Origin of the sequence: Clostridium sp. (genome assembly GCF_017888565.1) — a bacterium.
Taxonomy (GTDB): domain Bacteria; phylum Bacillota; class Clostridia; order Clostridiales; family Clostridiaceae; genus Clostridium.
In genome coordinates this window covers 1-25059 of sequence record NZ_JAGHFX010000004.1, presented here as the reverse complement: position 1 = coordinate 25059, position 25059 = coordinate 1, and the positions used below count along the sequence as shown (strand labels likewise).

The 25059-nt window shown below is 28.5% G+C and carries 15 protein-coding genes, 3 tRNA genes, 2 riboswitches and 1 other annotated feature; of the genes, 14 read left to right on the top strand and 4 right to left on the bottom strand.

What is annotated here, in order from left to right; translation table 11 throughout:
- Positions 1-145 precede the first annotated feature (145 nt).
- The 3 genes from J7M87_RS00395 (at position 146) to J7M87_RS00385 (ending at position 1996) form a co-directional block, all read left to right on the top strand.
- Positions 146-925, top strand: coding sequence for a ZIP family metal transporter (locus tag J7M87_RS00395; protein WP_291647572.1), 780 nt, complete (start codon positions 146-148; stop codon positions 923-925).
- A gap of 204 nt (positions 926-1129) precedes the next feature.
- Positions 1130-1312 (top strand): hypothetical protein, encoded by a 183-nt coding sequence (locus J7M87_RS00390; protein ID WP_195266783.1) that lies wholly within the window; start codon positions 1130-1132, stop codon positions 1310-1312.
- 123 nt (positions 1313-1435) lie between these two features.
- Entirely contained in the window at positions 1436-1996 is a 561-nt protein-coding gene (locus J7M87_RS00385; protein ID WP_291647569.1) for a sugar O-acetyltransferase, read from the top strand.
- A gap of 284 nt (positions 1997-2280) precedes the next feature.
- Here J7M87_RS00385 and thrS read toward each other — a convergent pair whose 3' ends face one another.
- The gene (thrS, locus tag J7M87_RS00380) at positions 2281-4218 is read right to left on the bottom strand and encodes a threonine--tRNA ligase (protein ID WP_291647567.1); all 1938 of its coding nucleotides are present in this window, start codon (positions 4216-4218) and stop codon (positions 2281-2283) included.
- A 62-nt stretch (positions 4219-4280) separates the two neighbouring features.
- Positions 4281-4493: a binding site (T-box leader), on the bottom strand.
- 226 nt (positions 4494-4719) lie between these two features.
- A riboswitch (cyclic di-GMP riboswitch) is annotated at positions 4720-4803 on the top strand.
- A 160-nt stretch (positions 4804-4963) separates the two neighbouring features.
- Here thrS and J7M87_RS00375 point away from each other — a divergent pair.
- Together J7M87_RS00375 and J7M87_RS00370 are read left to right on the top strand one after the other, a co-directional pair.
- Entirely contained in the window at positions 4964-12313 is a 7350-nt protein-coding gene (locus tag J7M87_RS00375) for an NPCBM/NEW2 domain-containing protein (RefSeq protein WP_291647565.1), read from the top strand.
- A 191-nt stretch (positions 12314-12504) separates the two neighbouring features.
- Positions 12505-12588 (top strand) — tRNA-Leu (locus J7M87_RS00370).
- A 319-nt stretch (positions 12589-12907) separates the two neighbouring features.
- Here J7M87_RS00370 and J7M87_RS00365 read toward each other — a convergent pair.
- A complete protein-coding gene (locus tag J7M87_RS00365; protein WP_291647563.1) occupies positions 12908-13318 on the bottom strand; it encodes an HNH endonuclease signature motif containing protein in 411 nt (136 codons plus the stop codon).
- A gap of 292 nt (positions 13319-13610) precedes the next feature.
- Here J7M87_RS00365 and J7M87_RS00360 point away from each other — a divergent pair, with 292 nt between their 5' ends.
- The 4 genes from J7M87_RS00360 to J7M87_RS00345 all read left to right on the top strand — a co-directional run bounded on the left by J7M87_RS00360 (position 13611) and on the right by J7M87_RS00345 (position 16351).
- Entirely contained in the window at positions 13611-14285 is a 675-nt protein-coding gene (locus J7M87_RS00360) for a hypothetical protein (RefSeq protein ID WP_291647561.1), read from the top strand.
- A 63-nt stretch (positions 14286-14348) separates the two neighbouring features.
- Positions 14349-14422, top strand: a tRNA-Gly gene (locus J7M87_RS00355).
- 3 nt (positions 14423-14425) lie between these two features.
- A tRNA-Lys gene (locus J7M87_RS00350) sits at positions 14426-14501 on the top strand.
- Between the two features lie 350 nt (positions 14502-14851).
- Positions 14852-14958, top strand: a riboswitch (SAM riboswitch).
- Between the two features lie 115 nt (positions 14959-15073).
- Positions 15074-16351, top strand: coding sequence for a Na+/H+ antiporter NhaC family protein (locus J7M87_RS00345; protein WP_291647559.1), 1278 nt, complete (start codon positions 15074-15076; stop codon positions 16349-16351).
- Positions 16352-16716: 365 nt separating this feature from the next.
- Here the strand turns inward: J7M87_RS00345 and ispF are convergent, their stop codons facing one another.
- A complete protein-coding gene (gene ispF, locus J7M87_RS00340; RefSeq protein WP_291647557.1) occupies positions 16717-17190 on the bottom strand; it encodes a 2-C-methyl-D-erythritol 2,4-cyclodiphosphate synthase in 474 nt (157 codons plus the stop codon).
- A 378-nt stretch (positions 17191-17568) separates the two neighbouring features.
- On the opposite strand from ispF, the gene J7M87_RS00335 reads away from it, so the two are divergent.
- The 4 genes from J7M87_RS00335 to J7M87_RS00320 all read left to right on the top strand — a co-directional run bounded on the left by J7M87_RS00335 (position 17569) and on the right by J7M87_RS00320 (position 20986).
- Entirely contained in the window at positions 17569-18159 is a 591-nt protein-coding gene (locus tag J7M87_RS00335) for a class D sortase (RefSeq protein WP_291647555.1), read from the top strand.
- Positions 18160-18173: 14 nt separating this feature from the next.
- Positions 18174-19169, top strand: coding sequence for an anti-sigma factor domain-containing protein (locus J7M87_RS00330; RefSeq protein ID WP_291647553.1), 996 nt, complete (start codon positions 18174-18176; stop codon positions 19167-19169).
- Positions 19170-19190: 21 nt separating this feature from the next.
- Positions 19191-19967, top strand: a complete 777-nt coding sequence (gene rluF / locus J7M87_RS00325) for a 23S rRNA pseudouridine(2604) synthase RluF (protein ID WP_291647551.1) — start codon at positions 19191-19193, stop codon at positions 19965-19967.
- Positions 19968-20299: 332 nt separating this feature from the next.
- Positions 20300-20986 (top strand): DUF3298 and DUF4163 domain-containing protein, encoded by a 687-nt coding sequence (locus tag J7M87_RS00320; protein ID WP_291647550.1) that lies wholly within the window; start codon positions 20300-20302, stop codon positions 20984-20986.
- A gap of 159 nt (positions 20987-21145) precedes the next feature.
- Here the strand turns inward: J7M87_RS00320 and J7M87_RS00315 are convergent, their stop codons facing one another.
- Entirely contained in the window at positions 21146-23809 is a 2664-nt protein-coding gene (locus J7M87_RS00315) for a cation-translocating P-type ATPase (protein WP_291647549.1), read from the bottom strand.
- A gap of 385 nt (positions 23810-24194) precedes the next feature.
- Between J7M87_RS00315 and J7M87_RS00310 the strand changes: the two genes are divergently transcribed.
- On the top strand, positions 24195-25059 hold an 865-nt coding region (locus tag J7M87_RS00310), incomplete at its 3' end, for a mannose-1-phosphate guanylyltransferase (protein WP_291647547.1).

The window sequence follows — 25059 nt, the reverse complement described above, 5'->3', positions numbered from 1 at the left end:
AAAAAAGAGGGACATGTTAATGATAAGAAAATAGACTTAGTTTCTTCAGATTCATAAGAAAATAAAATCAATAATATAAATAATGATAATGATTTTACAGATTCAAATTTAACAGAGGATGGTTTTTATAAAAGGAGGAATGGGAATGAATATTTTAATTGGAATCTTAATACCGTTTTTAGGTACGTCTCTAGGGGCGGCTTGTGTTTATGCAATGAAGAAAGAAATGAATAAAATGGTTAATAAAATACTTCTTGGATTTGCATCAGGAGTGATGATGGCAGCAGCAGTATGGTCATTAATTATTCCTTCTATAGATATGTCTCAGAATATGGGGAAATTATCATTTATTCCAGCAGCAGTTGGAGTACTTGTAGGGATTTTGTTTTTATTTTCTTTGGACAAAATTGTTCCGCATATTCATATCGATAGTAAAAAGGAAGAAGGAACAAAAAAATATAAATTAAGTAAAACTACAAAACTTGTATTGTCAGTAGTAATTCATAACATTCCGGAGGGAATGGCAATAGGAATTGTTTTTGCAGCAGTTATGAATGAGACTAATGTAGTAACTCTCGCTTCAGCTATTGCTCTTTCTATAGGGATAGTAATTCAAAACTTTCCAGAAGGTGCAATAATATCAATGCCTCTTAAAAGCGAAGGTTTAAGCAAAAATAAATCCTTTATTTATGGAGCTTTATCTGGAATAGTAGAACCTATAGCTGCAGTAATTACAATAATATTTTCTAGTGTTATTACACCGATAATGCCATATCTACTTTCTTTTGCGGCAGGAGCTATGATCTTTGTTGTAGTAGAGGGATTAATACCAGAGGCAGCAGAAGATAATTTTTCAGATATTAGTGCAATAGCTTTTTCTGTAGGGTTTGTAATTATGATGATTTTAGATGTAGCATTGTCTTAGTTGTAAAATTTGTTAATCTTATAATTAAAAATTATAAGATTAGAAAAATAGTTATAAATAAATTTAATTTTTTAATAAGTGAATGATATAAATAAACTTTTCATTTTAATGAGGTTAATTGCAAAGAAGCTCTTTATAAAATATAATATAAAATGATGATTAAGACTTAGTAAACTAATTTACATTGATGTAAGGAGTGTATTTATGTTTAATAAAGAGGAACTTCAAATTCTTAATGAAGCTTTAAAAATGTATGAAGAAAAAACTACGAAGCAATTAGAAGCTAGTACTAATAATAAGGATAAGATGGTTGCTTATAATAGAAAGCAAAAGAAAATATGGTTACTTCAAAATAAGATGAAAAAACTTATTGAAGAAAATAAGTAAAAGCCCTTGAATGAGGGCTTTTTATTTTATATAAAGTGATTTTTTTTATTTAATAGTAGTAATATGATTATAATATGTATTTTATATAAGTAAATATTATATTTATGGTGAGGGGAGAATATTATGACTGAAAAGGAAAAGATGCTAAGAGGAGATTGGTATGTTTCTTTAGGAGATGAATTGTTTAATGATAGGCAACATGCTAATGAAATTATGTTTGAATATAACTCAATGCATCCAAAAGAAGTAGAAAAAAGAATGGAATTACTTAAAGGGTTATTTGGTTATGCACCTAAAGAGTTCTTTATAGAGCAACCTTTTAGATGTGCTTATGGTTACAATATCTATTGGGGAGAAAATTCATTTGCAAATTATAATTGTACAATATTAGATTGTGGGAGAGTAACTATAGGGAAAAATGTTATGATTGGGCCTAATGTAAATATATTTACAGCTAATCATGCACTTTCACCTAGGGAGAGAATAGAAAATTTAGAATATGCAGAGCCGGTAGAAATATGTGATGGAGTATGGATAGGAGGGGGAAGTACTATTAATCCAGGAGTAAGAATTGGAGAAAATTCAGTTATTGGATCGGGCAGTGTTGTAACTAAGAGTATTCCAGATAATGTACTAGCTGTTGGTAACCCATGTAGAGTAATAAAAAAATTAGATAAGGAATAGTAATTCATAAAAAATATAAATATAAGAAATAGTTTATATGGGAACAAAAGAATTTATTTTGCTTTAAAGTTTTACAAAATTATAATAATAGAGATATATAAAATAAGGAGTATGATTTTAATGGAAAAAAGAAGTTCATAATTAAAAATCATTATAAATTAAGAAGAACCCTGAAAATCTAAAAAAATTTTAGGGTTCTCTATCAAAAATTATTTAATTTATAAAAATCCGACCAGAGGATTTTTTCCACCATTCTACATTATAAATTATAAATTATACATTGATTATTTGTCTTTATTAGCTATTTCAAGAATTAATCTGTTCTTTAATTCAGAAACTGGAATTGCACCTTCTTCTCCGTTCTTTCTGCTTCTTACTGAAGCTTCGTTGTTAGCAGCTTCTTTTTCACCAACAACTAGGATGTAAGGAATTCTTTCAAGTCTAGCTTCTCTAATCTTATAACCAATCTTTTCAGCTCTATAGTCTGCAGAAATTCTTATTCCGGCATTCTTAAAGTCCTTAACTATTGATTCTGCATAGTCATTGTATTTATCAGAAATAGGAAGAACTATTGCTTGAGTTGGAGCAAGCCAAGTTGGGAATGCACCAGCATATTTTTCAATAAGCATAGCTAAAGTTCTTTCATAACATCCAATTGAAGATCTGTGAATTATATATGGACGTTTCTTATTACCATCTTTGTCTATATAAGTCATATCAAATCTTTCTGCAAGAGCAAAGTCAATTTGGATAGTTATTATTGTATCTTCTTTTCCATGAACATTCTTGAATTGGATATCAAGTTTTGGTCCGTAGAATGCAGCTTCACCTTCAGCTTCAACATAATCAATTTCAAGGTGATCTAAGATACCTTTCATTAATACTTGAGTTTCTTCCCAAGCTTCTGGATTATTTATATATTTATCAGTATTGTTTGGATCCCACTTAGAGAATCTAAATGATATATCTCCATCTATTCCTAAAGTAGACATTATATGATTTATTAATTCAACGCAACCTTTAAATTCTTCTTCAATTTGATCTGGCCTACAAACTATATGACCATCTGATAAAGTAAATTGTCTTACACGAATTAATCCATGCATTTCACCAGATGCTTCATTTCTATATAAAGTAGAAGTTTCAGCATATCTTATAGGTAGTTCTCTATAAGAGTGTTGTTCTGCATTGTAAATTGTATATTGGAATGGGCAAGTCATTGGTCTTAATGCCATAACTTCTGGATCTTGATCTTCATCACCTAAAACAAACATACCATCTTTGTAGTGATCCCAGTGTCCTGAAACCTTAAATAAGTCATTTTTAGACATTGAAGGAGTCTTTGTAAATACATAGCCTCTTTTTTCTTCTTCATCTTCAACCCATCTTTGAAGAAGTTGAACAATTTTAGCACCTTTAGGCATTATAAGAGGTAAACCTTGACCTACTTTTTCATCAGTAGTGAAGATTTTAAGTTCTCTACCTAATTTGTTATGGTCTCTCTTTTTAGCTTCTTCTAAAGCTTCTAAGTGAGCATCTAAATCAGCTTTCTTTAAGAATGCAGTTCCATATACTCTTGAAAGCATTTTGTTCTTTTCATCACCTTTCCAGTAAGCACCTGCACTTCTAAGAAGCTTAATAGCTTTAACTGGCTTTAAAGACATTAGGTGAGGGCCAGCACATAAATCTACAAAGTCACCCATTTTATAGAATGAAATAACTTCATCTTCACCTAAATCATTTATTAATTCAGCTTTATATGGCTCATTAGCATCTTCCATAATCTTGATAGCTTCAGCTCTTGGTAATTCAAATCTTTCAATTGAAGGATTTTCTTTTACTATTTTTCTCATTTCATCTTCTATTTTTACTAAATCATCAGCAGTAAATGAGTTTTCTACATCAAAATCATAGTAGAAACCATCATTTATAGCAGGTCCTATAGCTAATTTAGCATTTGGATATAGTCTTTTAACTGCATAAGCTAAAACATGAGATATACTGTGCCTTAATGCATCTTTTCCTTCTTGTGAGTCAAATGTGCAGATAGCAAGCTCACTATCTTCATTTACTGTATAACGTAAGTCAACAACCTTTCCATTAACTATTCCACAGCAAGCATTTCTAGCTAAGCCTTCACTAATTGATTTAGCTATATCTAAAACAGAAATACCAGCTTCAAATTCTTTTACTGATCCATCTTTTAAAGTAATTTTAATCATATTTATTACTCCCTTCTTAAAATAAATAAAAATAAAAAAGCTCCCATCCCTTCCATATAAATAGAAGGGACGAGAGCATAAGTTCTAAACTTCCCGCGGTTCCACCCTTAATTGCCTATAATAAGGCCTCTTAATATATCGTAACGTGATATTAAACGGACTTTATTAGAGTCACTCAGAGGTGGTCTTCAACTAGATTCAAATAAGATAATTTCACCAAGCTTATCTCTCTCTGAAAATGAAAGTTAGTTTACTCTTCTCTTCATCGTATTAAAATATTTATAAATATTATTATAATTATTTAATTAATTAATGTCAATATGAAGAATTGACTAAAATAATTTTCTTAAAATACGAATATTAACGATAAGTTTATGTAAAAAAAAGAATAGAATCAGGGAAAATGTTGTTAAAATATATGGATAAATATTCAATGATATGTTAAAATAAGGATATATAATTTTAAAATAATTAAAATTTATATTAAAATTCATGTTATTTCAAATTAAAGGGCAAACTTAGAGAAATCTAAGGACGCAAAGCTATAGGGACTAAGGTTTATAACTAAGTCAGCCAGTTGCCAAAGAGTACATTATACTTTTTGTTTTAAAGCTTAATTAATTGTAAATATTAGTTACTTTTAATAATTGATATTTAATTTATTAAGGTGTATAAAGTTACTCTTTTAGAGTAGCTTTTTTTATGTACTTCTAAGGCTAGGCAATACTAACCAGGAGGTAAATGTATGAACAAGAAAAAAATAGCGATCATATTGATGGCCGCGCTAATAACCAATTTATCATCTGCAGCAGTAAAGGTTTTAGCAGATGAGATATCAGTAAATCAAACTTTAATAGCAGAAAATACATCTATTAATGGAGTAAATGATGCTATTATAAGTAAATTCAACCTACACAATAGTAATAATTTTGAGTCTTATAATGAAGCATTCAAAATGGACAATCAAAATATAGCATCTATAACTAGCAATGGAGGGAACTATCCAGGTTCTACTATTGATAAAGCTATAGATGAAGATTTTGATACACATTGGGAAACAGGTAACCGAAATACTTCTGAATTTACAAATGAATTAGTATTTAAATTAAAGGAAGAAACTACTTTAAATAGAATAGTCTATGCAGCTAGGCAATCATCAGCTAAAGGTAAAGGTTTTGCTCAGGAGTTAGAAATATATGGATCCTTAACTGATGAAGAAGATGACTTTACTTTAGTAAGTACTGGTAAATATACAGGATCTACTGGTGATGTAGTAGAGATTAAATTTAATGAAACAAAGTTTAAAAGAATAAAGTTTGTATTTAAAAAAGCTAATCAAGATTGGGCTTCAGCATCAGAGGTTATGTTCTATAAAACAGATGAAGTAAGTGACAAAATGGATAGGTTATTTACTGATGATACAATGAGTAAAGTTAGTGAAGAGTTTAACAGTGTAGAAAAGATAAATATTTTAGAAGAAGAAATAAAAAATCATCCATTATATAATGATTTTAAAGAAGATGTAGAAAATGCAAAGTTAATTATAGAAAATAAAGAAGTTATCTATACTGATGCAAAAGTATCGAAATTTAAAGATATGAATAGTGCATTAATTCCATCATACAATGAAGATTATAAAATTGATTCTAGTAAAATAAAATCAATAACAACAAATGGTGGTCAGTATTCGGATAACTCAATAGATAAAGCTATAGACGGAGATATAAATACAAAATGGCATTCAAACGATAGAAATAGTACAAGTTTTACTAATGAAGTAGTAATAGAGCTAAATGAACTTACTACATTAAATAGAATAGTATATACTGCACCACGTGGAACAAATAGAGGATTTGCAGAGCAATTTGATATATATACATCAAGAACTTCTAAGGGAGATACTTTTGAATTAGTATCAAGTGGTTCATCAGCATTAACTCAAGATTCTGTAGAAATTAGATTTAATCCAACAGAATTTAAGAGAGTTAAATTTGTATTTAGAAAAGCTTATGAGGATTGGGCCTGTGCAGCAGAATTTGGACTATATACTCAAGATGAATTAGCAGAAAAAATTGAAAGATTATTTACTGATAGCACAATGAGTATTGTTAGTGAAGAATTTAATAGTGTTGACAAAATAGATGCTTTAGAAAAAGAAGTGAAAAATCATCCATTTTATGAAGACTTTAAAGAAGATATAATAAATGCAAGAGAATTATTAAATCAACAAAAAGTAGAAGCTTCAGTAGCAACCACAAAACAATTTGAGCACTATTCTAATGAAGAGTATTCAAATTTATTTAAAATGAGTAATGACAATATAGAAAGTATTAAAAATAATGGAAATCATTATTTAGGACAAGTAATAACCAATGCGATAGATGGTAATTTAGATACTTATTGGGAAACTAATAAATCTAATAACAATACTTTTACAAATGAAGTAGAGATAGAGTTTAAAGAAACTGTCGAATTAAATAGAGTAGTATACGGAGCAAGAAAATCCGATAATAAGGGATTTGCTACGGGATTTGAAATATATGGATCTACAACATCTAAAGGAGATACATATCAGCTTGTAGCAACTGGTGGTTATAATAAAGTATCTGGATTAGTTGAGGCAAAATTTAATCCAACTAAATTTAAAAGAATAAAATTTAAGTTTAAGAATTCAGATCAAAACTGGGCTACATTATCAGAAATAGCATTCTATAAACAAGATAAAGTAAGTGATAAAGTTGATAGTTTATTTACAAATGCATTAATGAATGAATTATCAGAAGAATTTAATACTATTTATAAGTTACAGGCATTTGAAAATGAAGTGAAGGGACATCCTTTAGAAAACTCATTTGCAGAATCATTTGAGTTAGCACATAAAATACTTAATGGTGAATTAGAGACAGTAAAAATTATTACCGCAGAGCAACATGGAAATATGGTGCAGCATGCGGAGAAAAATTTAAAATTTGGATTTGGTAATAACAATCAACCAACAGGAATATCTGCAAAGCCAGGTGATGAAATAACAGTTTATGTAGATGCAGATCCAACTCAGCCACTACCAAGCTTAGCATTTTCTCAACAAGAGGGAAGTTTTGCTAACTGGGTAAGAACTGTAAGTTTAAAGCCAGGTAAGAATGTAATAACAGTTCCTGAAATACCAAAAGATAATTGGTATAATCATGATGTAACTAGAGGTGGAGCAGTATATATAGTAAATCCTTATACTAGTGAAGAGCAATATAAGGCACCAGTTTTAAGATTTGCTTCAGGGAATAAGTTCCCGTTCCTTACAAAGGATACTAATATAGAAGAATTTAAAAATTACTTAATTGAATATAAGCAGGCAATAGATGCAGATATAGAAAAAAATCCTAATGTTTTAGACAGAGAGGTATTAGATGTTTTTGAGTTTGTAAGTGATCATATAGTTTGGACAGGCACTGCAACTGGTGCATATCAAGCTTATATAGATCAAGGTGTAAATCCTTTAGATACAATAAAATCTTACAATACTCATATGGAAGAAATTTTTAAATACTATGGTTTGGATGGAAGTAATGAACAAAATGACCCTAAATATATAAGAGAAAATGTTAGATTAGCACAACCATTTGGATATATGTATGCATATACTGGTCATATAGGGGTACAGAGAGATGTAATGGCAAATCACTTAGTTCCATTCGAGGAGAGAGGACCATCTTGGGGATTGACTCATGAAATAGGTCATAAAATGGATGTAAATACAAGATTATATGGGGAAGTTACAAATAATATGTTACCTATGCATATGTCTGCATTTTACAATAAAATAGATAATAGAATACCATATGAATCTGATATTTATAAAAATGTAATAAGTGAAAATTCAAATAAATATACAGAAGGTCAATACTTTGAGAATTTAGCTGTATATTGGCAATTAGAAATGTACAAGCCTGGTTATTGGGCTAAGCTAAATAAATTATATAGGGAAAGAAATGTTAGCTTAGGAAATGAAAATCCTAATAATGTTAAAATGCAATATTTAATTAAATTCTCATCAGAAGTAGTAGGAGAAGATTTAAGCGAATACTTTGCTAGACATGGATTTGAAGTTAATGAAGAAACTAAACAAGAAACTAGTAAATATCAAAAACCAGATAAGAAAATATGGTATCTAAATAACAAGAAGGTTAATTATGAAGGAAATGGATTTACAGAAGATACTAACTTAGAACTTTTACTAAATAGAGTAGAAAGTGGAATTAAATTAACATTTAATATAAATGACAATGTTAAATCGGATTTACTAGGATATGAAATATTAAGAGATGGTGAGGTAATAGGATTTACTGGAGATAATTCCTTTATAGATATAAATGCAGATAAAACTAAGAATTCAAAATATGAAGTAATACCTTATGACATTAATTTAGGAACTGGTGATGCTGCAGAGATTTATTCATTTACGCCAAGTATGAGCATTAAAAATGATAAGATAACTTTAGGATTAAGAGAAGAATTTAATCCTATGGATTATATAAAAGTATTAGACTATGAAGGAAATAATATAATTTCTAATGTTGAAGTTACAAACAATGTAGATACAAGTAAAAAAGGTGTATATCAAGTTAAGTACAAAATAAATGATCAAGGCATTGTAGTAGAAAAAATTGTAGAAGTTGAAGTGGTAAGCGAATATGATTATGTATCAGACTTACAAGAAGTATCTTCAAGAGTTGGGGATGGTGTACTACGTAAGGATAAATCTATTAAAGGTGGAACTATTACATTATTAAAGGATGGAAGTGACTTTACTTACAGTAAAGGTATAGGAGCTCATGCAAACTCAGAAGTAGTTTATAATATTGAAAATAAAGGCTATGATTACTTTGAAAGTTATATAGGTGTAGATCAATCTGTTAAAGGTACTGCAGCATCAGTTACTTTTGAAGTATGGGTAGATGGAGAGAAGAAGTTCGATAGTAAAGTATTCAAGCACGATACAGGTTCTGAATATGTAAGGGTTGATGTAAGTGGAGCTAAGGAAGTAAAACTTATAACAACAGATGCAGATATTAGTAGAAATACTTATGATCACTCTATATGGGCAGATGCTAAGTTTATTAAAAAGAGCTCAAAACCTGTTATAAATACAGTGGACAAAGTTTATAAGTTAGGCGAAGAAGTTGATTTTAAATATGGTATTACAGCTAGTGATATTGAAGATGGTAGCTTAACATCTAATATAGAAATAATATCAAATTCTTATGAAAAAGATAAACTTGGAAGGTTTGAAGTTGTTTATAGAGTAACTGATAGTGATAATAATATTACAGAAAAGAAATCTTATGTTACAGTATATGAAGATTTTACAGTTGTTAAGTCTAAGTTTGGTCAATTTGATAATTTGGATAAATATAATGAACAATTTAAGATTCCAGTAGTTTCAGTAACTAACAATGGTGGAAATTACCCAGGAACTGTTATTGGAAATGCCATTGATGGTAATATAAATACACACTGGGAAACTTATAACCAAAACAGTGAGACATTCCAAAATGAAATTATATTTGATTTAGGTGAGAGTAAGGAAATCAATAGAATAGCCTATAAAGCAAGAAATGGTGGTAAAGGGTTTGCCAAAAAGTTTGAAATATATGTTTCAAATGAAGCAGAAGGTAATGATTTTATATTAGCTGGTAAAGGTGAATATAATGGAAATGTTAATGATGTTGTTGAATTTAAAATAGCTAAAACAGAGGCAAGAAGGGTTAAATTTAAGTTTATAGAGGCTAATCAAAATTGGGCGAGTATAGGAGAAATATCTTTCTATAAAACAGATGAATTAGCTGATAAAATGGAAAATTTATTTGCAGATAGCACCAAAACAGAAGTTTCTGATAGCTATAATACATTAGAAAAGGTGCAAGCTTTAAGAGAAGAAGTTAAAGATCATCCAGCAGCTAACTTATTTGAAGAAGATTTAGTTAAAGCTGAAGAAATAATAAGAGCTAAGTTCCCAACAATAGATGTTGAAGATATAACCTATGTTAAATTAAATAGTGATTTTGATTTAACTTTGGGTGTTACTGCAAATGACCAAGAAGATGGTGATATAACTAAAGATGTTCAAGTTAATAGTAATAACTTGAATTTAAATAGAACTGGAGAATATATTATAGTTTATACAGTAACAGATGGTGATAATAATGTTACAACTAAGGAAAGAAAAATAGTAGTATATAGCTCTACTGAGTATTTAAGTGACATTGATTGGGAATCAGCTAGAACAGATTATGAAACAGTTAGAAAAGATAAGTCTTCATCCAATAGCAGTATAAAGTTGCTAGTAAATGGAGAAATTAAAGAGTTTGAAAAAGGTATAGGAACACATGCTAATTCAGAAATAGTGTATAACTTAGAGAATACTAATTATGAGTATTTTGAAACTTATATAGGTGTAGATAGAAACATAGCAGAACAAAATAATTCAAGTATAATATTTAAAGTATTAGCTGATGGTGAGGAAGTTTATAATAGCGGACTTATGAAGTATAACACAGAAGCTAAAGTTGTAAGAATACCAGTTAAAGGTGTTAATAAATTAGAATTAATAGTTAATAATGCTGGAAATGGAAATACATCAGATCATGGAAGTTTTGGAGATGCTAAATTCTTAATAACAAACTCAAAACCGAAATTAACCATTCCAAAATCAATATCTACAAAAGTTGGAGAAGTATTAGAATTAAATGAAGAATTTACAGCAATTGATGCAGAAGATGGAGATATAACTAAGGATGTTAAGATAACTGGTGAAGTGAACTTTGACAAGCCGGGGAAATATCCAATAACTTATAAGGTTGTAGATAGTGATGGTAATGAAGTAACTAAATCAAGAACTGTTGCAGTAGTAAACATGGAAGATTATACGTATTTGACAGAATATGATTGGAAATCTACTCAAAATAGCTATGCTGCTCCTAAGAAGGATATATCTACAAGTAATAATGCTTTAAGATTAACTGATGAAGATAATAATGTAGTATCATTTGAAAGAGGCATAGGTGCACATGCAACTTCAACAATAACATATGATTTAAGTGACAAGGATTATGCATTCTTCAGCTCATATGTTGGAGTAGATAGACAAATGTTTGGTTCAGTAGGATCAGTTTCCTTCGAAGTATATGTAGATGGAGAAAAGAAATTTGATAGTGGAGTAATGACTTCTAGAGATGCTATGAGATATGTAGAAGTTGATATAAATGGTGCTAAAGAATTAAAACTTGTAGTAACTGACGGTAGAAATGGAATTGGATCAGATCACGCTACATGGGGGGACACTAAGCTTCATTATGCAAATTCAGAATCCATAGATTATACAGAGCTTTCTAAATTAGTTGAAAGTGCTAAAAGTATAGATAGAGAATCTTATACCGAAGAAAGTTTAAGTGTACTAGATCAAGCTGTTGAAAAAGCAACAGAAATGATGGAAAATAAAGCATATACTTATGAAGAAATACAATCAATGATAACTGAATTAAAAGAAGCGATTAATAGCTTAGAAAGAGTAGATTTAAATAAAGTTATTGAAATTGAAGATAAGTATCTGAAACAAGATATTCAAAAGGCTCTTGGATTAAGTGGAGATATAACATTAAAGGATATGTATAACTTAAGGACTTTAACTGGTAGTAGTAGAAGAATTACAAGTTTAAAAGGCTTAGAATATGCTAAGAATTTAGAAGAACTTAATATAGAGCAAAATGAAGTAAGAGATTTATCACCTTTAAAGAACTTAAAAAATCTTAGAGTATTAAATGCTAATCTGCAAATAATTGAAGCTGGAATGGCTACAGTAGAAAATAATAAAGTTACACTTCAAGAAAGAGTAGTTTCTAAAAATGGAGAAGTATTAACACCTAAAGAAATTTTGTTAAGTAATGAGAATTTAGAGGTAGAAAATTCTATAGATGAGAATGGAGATATAGTTATAGATACATCTGAATTGAAAGTTGGGCTTTATAGCATTTATATAACTTATGAAAATAAAGAAGATAACCATGAAGTTAGAATACTTTATTTATTTAATGTAAAGTAATAAAAATATAAAGTGCCAATGAAATAAAGACATAACATAAATTAATAATCACTAAGATCTTAATATAAAAAGGTTCTTAGTGATTATTAAATCTATAAAAATTATATTACAATATTAGTTGATAAAAAAACAAGTTTTACAATATATGTTGATTTGAAAATAATATTTTATATAATATTAGCATAAGGTATGCAGGTGTGGCGGAATTGGCAGACGCACTAGACTTAGGATCTAGCGCCATTGGCGTGGGGGTTCGACTCCCTTCATCTGCACCATCATAATATTTTGAATAATCTGCGGAAGTGATTCAATAGTAGAGTGTCACCTTGCAAATGTGAAAGTTTCGGGTTCGAATCCAATCTTCTTAGTTAATAAGATTTATAAGAATATATTAAATTTATTGAAAAGATTCTCATTTTGAAGATACTAGATAATTTACATTATTTAATATAAGAAAAAGCTCTTAGAATATATTGTCACCAATTTATTTATTGACAATATATTAGTTAAGAGCTTTTTATATTATATAAATTTAATTTAATTAATTCAGTAAGTCTATGCAATAATATAGTAACTTGAATATAAAAGAAAGTTTTAGCTAATATTAATATTATGGAAAAGACGTTCTAATTCAAGCTCTTGTAGCATTACATATGAGTAAATTTTACCACCCATAATAGTTCTTATTATATCTTTTTTTGAATATCCTTCTTTATATAATTTAAGTTTTTTTATTAATTTTTTTAAAGAAGAATTAGACATTCCTAAAAGAGTATAAAGTTCTTTGACCGTATAGTAATCTTTTGGTAATAGTTTAAAAAGTTTATCTTGTAATTCTAGTTTATACCTTAAATCGGTTTCTATACAGTTGTGAGGTCCGTTTTTTCCTCTATGGTGGTAGTTACAAAGATATTTATAATTTAACTTAATATCGTAGCCACCTTCGTGTTTATGAACTATATGATGAATATCAGCTGTTGCTCCACAAATTTCACAGTGGTACAAAGTCATGCCTCCTTTTTATATCTTTAATAATATTATATATTTTTTAGGGGTAATAATCTACAATATAATAATTTTTATGATAGCTAATAAATAGTATATTTAGTATATGTATAATAAAGTAGTATATTTTTACTAAACTTAAGAGTAAAATTATATTATCAGAATATTGTAATTTGAATGTACTTAGGTTTACTTTGTTATATTCAATAAAAATACTTGAAAAGATGGTATAATATACTATATAATATATGTATAGTATATTATATTACTGAGCTGAAAGAAAGGTGATACAGTGAGACATAGCTATGATTCATTTGATTACTGGGAAGAACTAATTAATGAAAATAAAACAATAAGAGGACATATGTTTATGGATAAATTACCTAATGAAAAAAGTATATATATCCATAGCTTAGTTTTTTGTAAGAATAACGGACTTAATAATACATGGTCATATTTTCCAAACGAAAAAATGTTATTAGGATATATTCAATATTCATTTTTACAAGAGGCATTTTATAAATGGATATATGGAAAAGAAAGAATGGTTGTTAGTGTTCCAAATATTCCAGTAGAAAGAATAATTTCAGATGGAGAAAAGAATAAGAAGATATCTAAAGAAGAAGCAAATAATATGAAAAGACATTTAAAAATGGTTAAAGATTGTTGGCCTTTGACGAAGGATAAATTAATTAGAGCACTTCAAAAGTTTGCTAGGGATTTTAATAAAACTTGGTATGGAGATAATAGAGAATTTTTATATTTAAAGATTTTTAATACTCCAAATGATTTGGGTGAATTTGTAATAAATTCAAGCTATATGACAACAACAGAAAGAGAATTTAAAGATAGAACTGGCATAAATATTTCTGAGTGGAGAAGTATTTGTGAAAAAGCTGATAAAAATAAGAGTGATGGAGAGAAATTTAGAGATATTTTATTAAAATCACTTACGGAAATAATTTAGAATAAAAATTTATTATTGACAGTAATAATTATGGAATATATAATATTATTGTCAATAATATTTGCGGGTGTAGCTCAATGGTAGAGCCCTTGCCTTCCAAGCAAGTTACGTGAGTTCGATTCTCATCACCCGCTCCATATGCGTTATTAGCTCAGTTGGTAGAGCACCTGACTCTTAATCAGGGTGTCCCGGGTTCGATCCCCTGATAACGCACCAAATAAAAAGAGATTATTTATTTAATCTCTTTTTTTTATGTAAATTAAGGTATTAATATATTTATTTGAAAATTATGTAGAATAGACATGTTTAGATATGTGATCTTTATAAATTTAAATCTATTTTTAACAAGCTAATTCATATAAGTTTAAATATCATTTTAGTAAATAAAAGAAAAAATAAAAGTGCGCAAAGGCACTTTTATAAAGCATAAGGAGTGAGATTTTGAGATCCTAATTTAAGTATTGACAGTTATGGACATCAATATTCAAAATAATATATAAATAAGAAAAAAATTCATGTTGACAATTATAAGTTAAATTGATACTATTATAATGCAAAATTTAAAAGTCTTATCAAGAGTGGTGGAGGGACTGGCCCTGAGAAGCCCAGCAACCAAGAGTTTTAATTAATTCTTAAGGTGCTAAATCCTGCAGGAAACCCTGATAGATAAGAGGCTAACTATAACTTTTTATATGTGTGATCAAAGCTTCTGTATTTCTGCAGAAGCTTTTTTATTTTGGTAGTTATATCATATAAAATAATTTATTATAAAAGGAGAGAAAAAGACTTTGAAGAACAAAGGTAACGGACTAGCTTTAATTCCATTAGGAGTATTTTTATTAGTTTATTTAGGCACGTCAATAGTAGCAAAAGATTTCTATGCTGTATCTGTAATTGTTCCATTTTTAGCAGCAGCTTTAACAGCATTGATTATGAATAGAAAAATAAAGTTTGATGAGAAATTAGAAATTTTCTGTAAAGGTGCAGGGAATACTAATATTATACTTATGATAATCATATTTATATTAGCAGGAGCATTCGCACAGGTAGCAAAAGATATGGGAGCAGTAGAGTCTACAGTAAATTTAGGTCTTTCTTTACTACCAAGTAGTTTATTAATACCTGGAATATTTGTTATAGGATGCTTTATAGCTTTATCTATAGGAACATCAATGGGAACTATAGTTGCTTTAGTACCAATAGCTGTAGGAATAGCAGATAAAACAGGAATAGCAACTGCATTAGCTGTAGGTGCAGTAGTTAGTGGAGCTATGTTTGGGGATAATCTTTCAATAATATCTGATACAACTATATCTGCAACTAGAACTCAAGGATGTGAAATGAAGGACAAGTTTAAAATGAATTTTATAATAGTTCTTCCAGCGGCTATAATAACTGCAGTAATGTTTATGTTATTAACTAAAAATTCTACAGTAATTAATTTAGAAGCTTTAGAGTTTAATTTGATTAAAATTTTACCGTATATAATAGTTATAGTAACGGCATTACTTGGAGTAAATGTAATAGTGGTTTTATTACTTGGAATTTTATCTTCAGGAATAGTTGGATTTATATTTGGAAGTTTTAATATAATAGGATTATTCAACTCTATTTCAAGTGGAATATCTGGAATGAGCGAGCTTATAATAATTTCAATTCTTATAGCAGGAACAATAGAAATTATTAAATTCAATGGAGGGATAGAGTTTATTCTTAATAAGGGGCTGAAGAATTTTAAAAGTAAAAGAGGAGCAGAGTATGGAATTGCTATGCTGGTAAGTTTAGTAGATATATGTACAGCTAATAATACAGTTGCAATTGTAACTGTAGGGCCAATAGCTAAGGATATCTCTAATGAATTTGATTTAGAACCAAAAAGAGTTGCGGGGATATTGGATATGTTTTCATGCGTATTTCAAGGAATAATACCATATGGAGCACAGTTAATATCAGCAGCAGGACTAGCAGCATTATCACCATTTGCAATAATGAAATTTTTATTTTATCCATATTTAATGGGAATATGTGCTATAATAGCTATATACATATACTGGAGAAATAAATAAGGCTGTTGTAAAAATTTAAATATATAAACCAGAAAAAAAGTATGGCTAAAATAAAAAAGCCATACTTTTTTTATGAAAGAATTAAATAATGAAAAAAATGAAAGAATTGAAGATGAAATTTGGGTGAACCGAATTTTTAAATAAAATAATTTTATAATTTAGCTTGGGCTAAATTATAACATCATTATTTCATTTAATATTTAAAGTCATATTTTAAATGCAATTTTCATTCTTTCATTTTTCAATTTCCTATAACTCGACTCGATTGAGTTATCACCGCAACTATTTCACTCTTCACTATTAACTATTCACTTTTAATAATTTAACTTATTTGAGTTATTTTCTTAATTGTACATTATTAATTATTAATTGTGCATTAGTAAACATATACTTTGTGAAGAAATCCCTTCTTCCTTTCCTGTAAATCCTAATCCTTCTTCTGTTGTTGCTTTAACATTAACCTGCATTAAATCTATGTTTAATGCATTTGCTATGTTTTCTCGCATTTGTTGTATGAAAGGAGCCATTTTTGGCTTCTGAGCTATAATAGTAGAATCTATATTATTTATAGAATATCCATTACTTAATAATAATTTTCCTACTTCTTCTAAAAGCTTTATACTTGAAATTCCTTTATACTTTTCATCTGTATCAGGAAAATGTTTTCCTATATCACCAAGTGCTGATGCACCAAGTAATGAATCCATAATTGCATGAAGTAATACATCAGCATCTGAATGACCAAGTAGCCCTTTTTCATAAGGAATCTTAACTCCGCCTATTATTAAATCCCTTTCTTCAACTAAACGATGTACATCGTATCCTAATCCTATCCTCACTTTATCACCTCTAAATTAATTATAAAATTATTTTACCATAAATATAGGCTTTATATTAAATTTTTATTTATGAGTATTATAATACTTTTTTAAAGGGATATACTTTGGAACTATTTTTTATTTTTATCTTTTTCTTTTTATATATCTTATTATAAAGGAGTATAAATTTAGTTTTAAGCTTATAAATAAAATGCATAGTTCGTGAGGAAAGTTTCCTGCGTTTAAATACAAAATCTACATAAATTACTTTTCTATTCATAAGTTACTCCTAAAATATTAATAGACTATGAAAAAATATATATTATGGTAAAAGTCTCTAGGTGTTTATGATATAATATATGATAAATTAGTATAAATGTTTATTGGGGGATGAGGGATTTGAAAGAAAAGATTAGAAGAGGAATAGGAGTTATTTTAATTATAGTTGGACTAGCGTTAATTGTATCAATTGTTTACAAAAAGGTAGAGACATCAAAAAAACAAAAGGAACTTCAAAATATTTTAGAACAAGTTATAAGTGAAGAGCCTAAAGAGGGAAGTGAAGGCGAAGAGGAAAAATCAATTAATGGATATAAGCCTATTGCTTTAATTGAAATTCCTAGTATAAAGCTATCCCAAGGATTGGTTGAGGGAATAACAGATGATATTCTTCAGTATTACTTAGGACATTTTGAGACTTCAGTAAAACCAGGAGAAAAAGGAAATTTTGCGGTTGCAGGTCATAGAGTATCTGATTATTCAGAAGCCTTTGTTAACTTATATAAAGTTGAGGCTGGAGATGAGATAATAGTAAAAGCAAATAAAAAAGAATATAAATATGAAGTGACTGAGAACTTTATTGTTGATCCAAGTAGAGTAGATGTTCTTGATAACACAGATGATGCTACTATAACATTAATAACTTGTACAGTAGGAGCAAAAGAAAGAGTTATAGTAAAAGGAAAACTTGTAGAAACTAAAGATTTATAAAGTGGAGGAGAAGAATGAGTGATTTTCAAAATGACAAATATAAATTTTCTACTAAATCTCCATCAAGTGTAGCTTTGGACGATGTAATTGAAAAAAGGTCAGAAGAAATAGAAAATTTAAAAGAAGAACTATTAAATTATAAAATACTTATAAAAGATTTAGCTCATGAAGATCCGTCGTACTCTATAAGAAATAAAATTTTGAATATAGCATATTTTATAATTGAAGATGTTGAATTATTTGATTATTTAAGTGAAACAAAGAAGTTTCCGATAAATAGACTTCTTAAAAGAACACCAGTTGAAAAGGAATTTTTACAAACCTGGAGAGAGTACATTATAGCATATGTAATTATATTTTCTAATCCTAATTATAAGTATTTACAAGAATATATACAGATTGTAGAAGCAATAGATATTTTAGGTGTAGATGAAATTTCACAAGTAATGCAAGTATCAGAACATAGAGGGCTTATACTTAATGAGGGATTTAAAAGTGCAATTATATTAACTTCAAAAGGTGAGTTTATAAAAGTTAAATCTGGAAAAGATAATAAAATAGGTGAAGATATTATTAGCACAGAAGGAATAAGTATAAAGAAATATAAACTTCAAATATCAATATTGTTAAGTTTAATTATAGTTATTCTTACTATAGTAGTATTTAATTATAGAGCTATTGACAAAACTATAGTTATAGAGGCTACTTCGGCTATAACACTAGAGGTAAATAAGTTTAATAGGATAATAGATTCTTACAGTAAAACAGAAAAAGGCACTAATATGTTAAATGAATTAAAGATAGATAATTCGGCTGTTGATAGCTCTATAAAAAGCATATTAGACTATGAGCTTAACAATGATATGATTCCTGAAAATGGGATTATTATAACTGTTACTGGAAGCCCATTGAAATATAATGCATTATCAGAAACAGAGGAGTTCATTGAGGAACAAGAAATTCAAGTTAGATTTAATAACTCTGGAGATGAGCATAAAGTAAGTCCTTAAAATTTGTAAAGGTGATAAAAAATGAAGCAAAAGAATAATGATGATAAATTTATAATAATACATAACGATAGAGGCCCTGAAATAAGGTTAAATAAATTCATAAGTGAAACAGGATTTTGTTCAAGGAGAGAAGCAGATAAGTTAATCGAAAATGGTAGGGTAACTGTAGATGGAATAAAGGCAGTTATGGGAACCAAGGTTAAGGAATCAGCCCATGTAAAAGTAGATGGAAAGTCCATAAAGAAAGTAGATGAATTAGTTTATATAGTTTTAAATAAGCCAGTAGGGATCACATGTACTACAGAGAAAAAGGTTAAAGGAAATATAGTGGATTTCGTAAATCATAAAAAGAGAATATTTCCAATAGGAAGATTAGATAAAGATTCTCAAGGATTAATATTGTTAACAAACGATGGAGATGTAGTAAATAAGATATTAAGAGCTGGAAACAATCATGAAAAAGAGTATATAGTTACTGTTGATAAGCCTATTGATGAAAAGTTTATAAAATCTATGTCTAATGGGGTAAAAATTTTAGGAACAATAACAAAAAAATGTATTGTTACAAAAGAAAATAAAAATACTTTTAGAATAATTTTAACACAGGGTATGAATAGACAAATAAGAAGAATGTGTGAAGCTTTAGGATATAATGTAGTTAAGTTGAATAGAATAAGAATAATGAATATAACTCTAGGAAAGTTAAAAATAGGAGAATGGAGAAACTTAACTTCTAAAGAGCTTAAAGGATTAAATAATTTAATAAGTAATTCTGGCAAGACAAAAGAATTTGATTAATAGGAAGTCATAGACACTAATATTATTAATGGTCTATGACTTTTTTATTAGTAAATTAAGGTTTTTGTTGAAAAGTCCAAAAAGTTATCCACAGGCTTTAAAGTGGCTCTGATAAAGGGCTTGTCAACTCTAGGGGATAAAAGTTTATGGTATATTTTGGTAAAAATCTGTATGTTACGCACATAATCCACATGTCCATGTGGATAAGTTGTGTACACTATGTTGAAAGTAGTGTTAATAATTATCCACACTACTGTAAATAATATAATATAAAGATAATTATAAAAAATACTGAAAATTAATACAATTTATAGAAATAGGAGATATTGCGTATGAAGAAGGTTATAAGGGCTCTACTAGGTATTATAATTTTAATAAACCTTGTCCACATTTATCCACAAGGGATGTTGATAAAATTAAATAGTAATGCTGTCGAAAATCCTATACTTGTGGATAAAACTATTAAGGAAAACACTGAATTTATAAATATTAATGTCGAAATACCTCAAATAATTGGTTTAAGCAATAAAAATGGCGAAAAAGTTATCAACAAGGAAATATTAGATTGGACCACTATGTGGATAAAAGATACAAAGGACGTAAGTGAAGAATTTAATCCGACAGTTCCATATGAAATGAAAGCAAATTACACTTTAACTAATGAGAAAAAGATTTTAAGTTTCTATATAGATTATTATCAGTTTAGTGGTGGAGCTCATGGAATTACTACTAGGAAAACTTATAATGTGAGTATTGATAAAGGAGAAAAGTTACAATTAAAAGATTTATTTGATGAAGGGTATAACTATAAAAAAATTATAAATGAAGAAATACAAAAAGAAATTAATAAGCATCCAGATTATTATTTTACAGGAAAAGAAGGATTTCAGGGAATTAAGGATGATCAAAGCTTCTATATAAAAGATGGAAGGTTAATAATACATTTTCCTTATTATGAAATAGCACCATATGCATTTGGTATGCCTGAATTTGAAATAAATACAGATTTAAAGTTATAAAGAAAATATAAATTGATAGCTTATTTAATGTATTTAAATAAACAAAAATATGCACAAGTTTTACATCAAAAACATTTTTATAAATAAAAAGGTAGAAATTCATCTCTGATGAATTTCCACCTTAATTGTTAAATGTTCATTGTGAATTGTCAATTGTTATTATGCTACTTTTTCAACATCATCTTTTTCTTCAGAAGAAAATGAATTAGTATGCTTTCTGTCTTTAATAGCATCTCTTATAACTTTAACAATTTGAATAATTAAAGTTGGTAGAAATGCTAGTAAATAAATATAGCCTATTTGTGATCCTGTTAAATCTGATACTTCGAATAGGTTTTGTAAAAATGGTACAAATAATACTGAATTTAAGAATAATAAACCTACACCAAAAGCCATCCAACTATATCTATTTGAGAATAAACCAATTGAGAATATTGATCTATCACCTCTACAGTTAAATCCATGGAATAATCTTGCTAAGCAAAGTGTTGCAAAAGCCATAGTAGAAGCAACATTATTATCAGTTTTTAATCCTATATAGAAAGCTATTAATGTAAAGACTGCTATAACAAATCCTTCAGCTGCAATCTCAGATATAAAGTCTTTTGATAAAATAGATGAATTTCTAGCTCTAGGTTTATCCTTTAATAAATCTTTTTTAGATTTTTCCATACCTATTGCTATAGCAGGTAAACTATCAGTTAATAGATTTATAAATAATAAATGTACTGCATGGAATGGCATTGGTAAAGCCATTAATGAAGTATATAACACTGATAATATACCAGAAGTATTACCTGATAATAGGAATTTAATAGAATTCTTTATATTCTTATAAATGTTTCTTCCATTAGCTACAGATTTAACTATAGTTGCAAAGTTATCATCTGTTAATATTACAGAAGCAGCATCTTTTGATACTTCTGTTCCCGTTATACCCATTGCTATTCCAATATCAGCTTGTTTAAGGGCAGGAGCATCATTAACTCCATCTCCAGTCATAGCAACTATTTGTTCTTTTTCTTGCCATGCTTTAACTATTCTTATCTTATGCTCAGGAGAAACTCTAGCATAAACTGAAATATGTTCTATATTGTTTTTTAGTTCTTCATCTGACATTTTATCAAGTTCTAAACCTTCGATAGCTCTATCACCATCTCTAAGGATACCTATTTGTTTTGCAATTGCTGATGCTGTTATTTTATGGTCACCAGTAATCATTACTGGCTTTATTCCAGCTGTTATACAATCTTTAACTGCTTCCGCAGATTCTTCTCTTGGGGGGTCTATCATTGAAATAAGACCAATAAATGTATAATTACTTTCATCTTCTAAAGATAAATAATCAGGATTTGCAAATTCTTTATAGGCAAAAGCTAAAACTCTTAAACCACTTTGAGATAATTGTTTATTTGCATTTATTATATTTTGCTTATCTTCATAAGTTATTTCTCTTACACCCTCAGATGTCTTAATCTTTACAATTCTATCTAGTAATACATCAAAAGCGCCTTTAGTAAACATTAAATTTTTATTATCAAACTTATGAAGAGTACTCATAAGTTTTCTATCTGAATCAAAAGGTAATTCAGCTAATCTCCCGTGAGATTTTCTTATTTCTAGTTCATCTAAGGATAACTTATGTCCTAAGTTAACAAGTGCCACTTCTGTAGGGTCACCAATTTCAACGCCGTCTTTAGATGTAGAGTCATTACATAAAATTGAACTATTTACTAAGTAGTTTGCAAGTTCGTCATTTAAATCTAAATCTTCTCCATCAACTAGTTTATTATCAAGATAAACCTTCTTTACAGTCATTTTGTTTTGAGTTAATGTTCCAGTTTTATCAGAACAAATAACAGATACTGAACCTAATCCTTCAACTGCTCTAAGCTTTTTAATAATAGCATTTTCCTTTGCCATCTTTTGAGTTCCGAGTGCTAGTACAATTGTAACGATTGAACTTAAAGCTTCTGGTATAGCAGCAACTGCTAAAGCAACAGCAAACATAAGAGAATCTAACATTGGTGTTCCTCTATAAAGGCTAAGACCAAAAACTAAAGCACAAACTACTAAAATTCCTATAGCTAATTTTTTACTAAAATCATCTAAACTAACTTGAAGCGGGGTTTGCTTTTCTTGAGTTTCTTCCATTAAGTGAGCTATTTTACCTATTTCAGTATTCATTCCTGTACCAGTAACTACAACTAAAGCTCTACCATAAGTAACTAAAGATCCAGAGAAAACCATGTTTTTTTGATCCCCTAAGGCTATTTCTTCTTTTTCTATTACATCAATGAATTTATTTACACTTTCAGATTCTCCAGTTAATGAGCTTTCATTAATTTGAAGAGAAAAGTTTTCAATTATTCTACCATCAGCGGCAACCATGTCGCCAGCTTCTAATATCAATATATCTCCAGGAACAATCTCTTTAGATTGCACTTCTATTTTTTTACCATTTCTATAAACTTTTGCAGATGGTGAAGATAGTGCTTTTAAACTATCCAAGGATGCTTCTGCCTTAAAGTGTTGAACTGTACCTAAAATTGCATTAAGAATAATAACAGCAAATATGACTAAGGTACTTTCTAGATTACCTGTTGCTGCTGATATAATTGCGGCAATAATTAATATAATTACAAGTAAATCTTTAAATTGGCTTAAGAATACTTGCAATACAGTTTGTTTTTGTTTTTCAGTTAGTTGGTTATATCCAAACTTGTCTAAGTTTTCTTTAACTTGATTTTCGGTTAAACCACTTTTAGATACATTAAAACTTTTTAATACTTTGTCATGGGGTTTTGAAAAAAACTTCTCCATAATAACTCCTCCAAACTTATTTAATAATAATATTTTGTGTTGTAATAAAAAAATTAGACTAGAAATATATGAGCCTATAAACAAAAAGAGACTCTTAATACAATTTTCACTTTGTGAAAAACTGTATTAAAAGTCTCGTAACCAAGATGGTATATAGCACCAGACCAATAGGCCGCGAATGTTGATGTTATATTTTTTACTACTCCCTCTTAATGGAAATATTCAATTATGAATTAATTGTAAATCTATTTTTAAGAAATGTCAATACATAAAATTTGTCTAAATAAGCAATAATAAATATAAAAAATGCAAATTTTAAACATTTCACAAAATAAAAGGCAATGGCATAAGATATATTATAGTATTTACATGGAGTTGAAAGTTATTGATATACGGGCTAATATTAGCAGGAGGAAAAGGCACAAGGCTTTATCCTTTATCGAGATCAAGTAAGCCTAAACAATTTTTAAAAGTAATAAATAACAAAAGTTTTCTCCAAAACACTGTAGATAGGGTTACTCCTTTAATTAAGAAGGAAAATATTTATGTGGTTACTAACAAAGAGTATAAGGATAAGATAAAAGTAGAACTTGGAAATATAAATCCTAATAATATCTTTACAGAGCCACAGAACAAAGAAACCGCTACATGTATAGGTCTATCTGCTGTTAAGCTTTTAAAGAGAGATGGAGATGCAGTTATGGTTGTATTACCTTCTGATCATCATATAGAAAATGAGAAGGTTTATATAGAAACATTATCACAAGCTGTGGATATTGCAAATAAAAGACGTGGAATAGTAACACTTGGTATATCTCCAAGAAGGGCTGAGACAGGTTATGGATATATCGAGATGGGGCAAAGAATACAATCATCAGAGATACCGACTTATAAAGTAGCTAGATTTACAGAGAAGCCTAATATAGAAGTTGCAAAAGATTTTTTACTAAAAGGAACTTATTTATGGAATTCAGGAATGTTTGTATTTAGAGCAGATGCAATATTAAGAGAGATAGAAAAGTATCTTCCTCAATTATATAAATCATTAATGGAGATATATAAACACATTGGAGAAGATGATGAAGAGGAAGTTATAAATGAGCAGTATTCATTAATAGATGGGATATCAATAGATTTTGGTGTTATGCAAAAGACCAGAAGGGGTTTTGTTATAAAAAGTGACTTTATATGGGATGACATAGGAAGTTTTTCAGCATTAAGCAGGTATTTAGAAGAGAAGAAAGATAATA

Bases quoted from the DNA above. Each gene is read 5' to 3' on its own strand.
- J7M87_RS00395 (WP_291647572.1), top strand. From the start codon at position 146: ATGAATATTTTAATTGGAATCTTAATACCGTTTTTAGGTACGTCTCTA.
- J7M87_RS00375 (WP_291647565.1), top strand. From the start codon at position 4,964: ATGAACAAGAAAAAAATAGCGATCATATTGATGGCCGCGCTAATAACC.
- J7M87_RS00320 (WP_291647550.1), top strand. From the start codon at position 20,300: ATGAAGAAGGTTATAAGGGCTCTACTAGGTATTATAATTTTAATAAAC.
- J7M87_RS00385 (WP_291647569.1), top strand. From the start codon at position 1,436: ATGACTGAAAAGGAAAAGATGCTAAGAGGAGATTGGTATGTTTCTTTA.
- J7M87_RS00330 (WP_291647553.1), top strand. From the start codon at position 18,174: ATGAGTGATTTTCAAAATGACAAATATAAATTTTCTACTAAATCTCCA.
- thrS (WP_291647567.1), bottom strand. From the start codon at position 4,218: ATGATTAAAATTACTTTAAAAGATGGATCAGTAAAAGAATTTGAAGCT.
- rluF (WP_291647551.1), top strand. From the start codon at position 19,191: ATGAAGCAAAAGAATAATGATGATAAATTTATAATAATACATAACGAT.
- J7M87_RS00390 (WP_195266783.1), top strand. From the start codon at position 1,130: ATGTTTAATAAAGAGGAACTTCAAATTCTTAATGAAGCTTTAAAAATG.
- J7M87_RS00315 (WP_291647549.1), bottom strand. From the start codon at position 23,809: ATGGAGAAGTTTTTTTCAAAACCCCATGACAAAGTATTAAAAAGTTTT.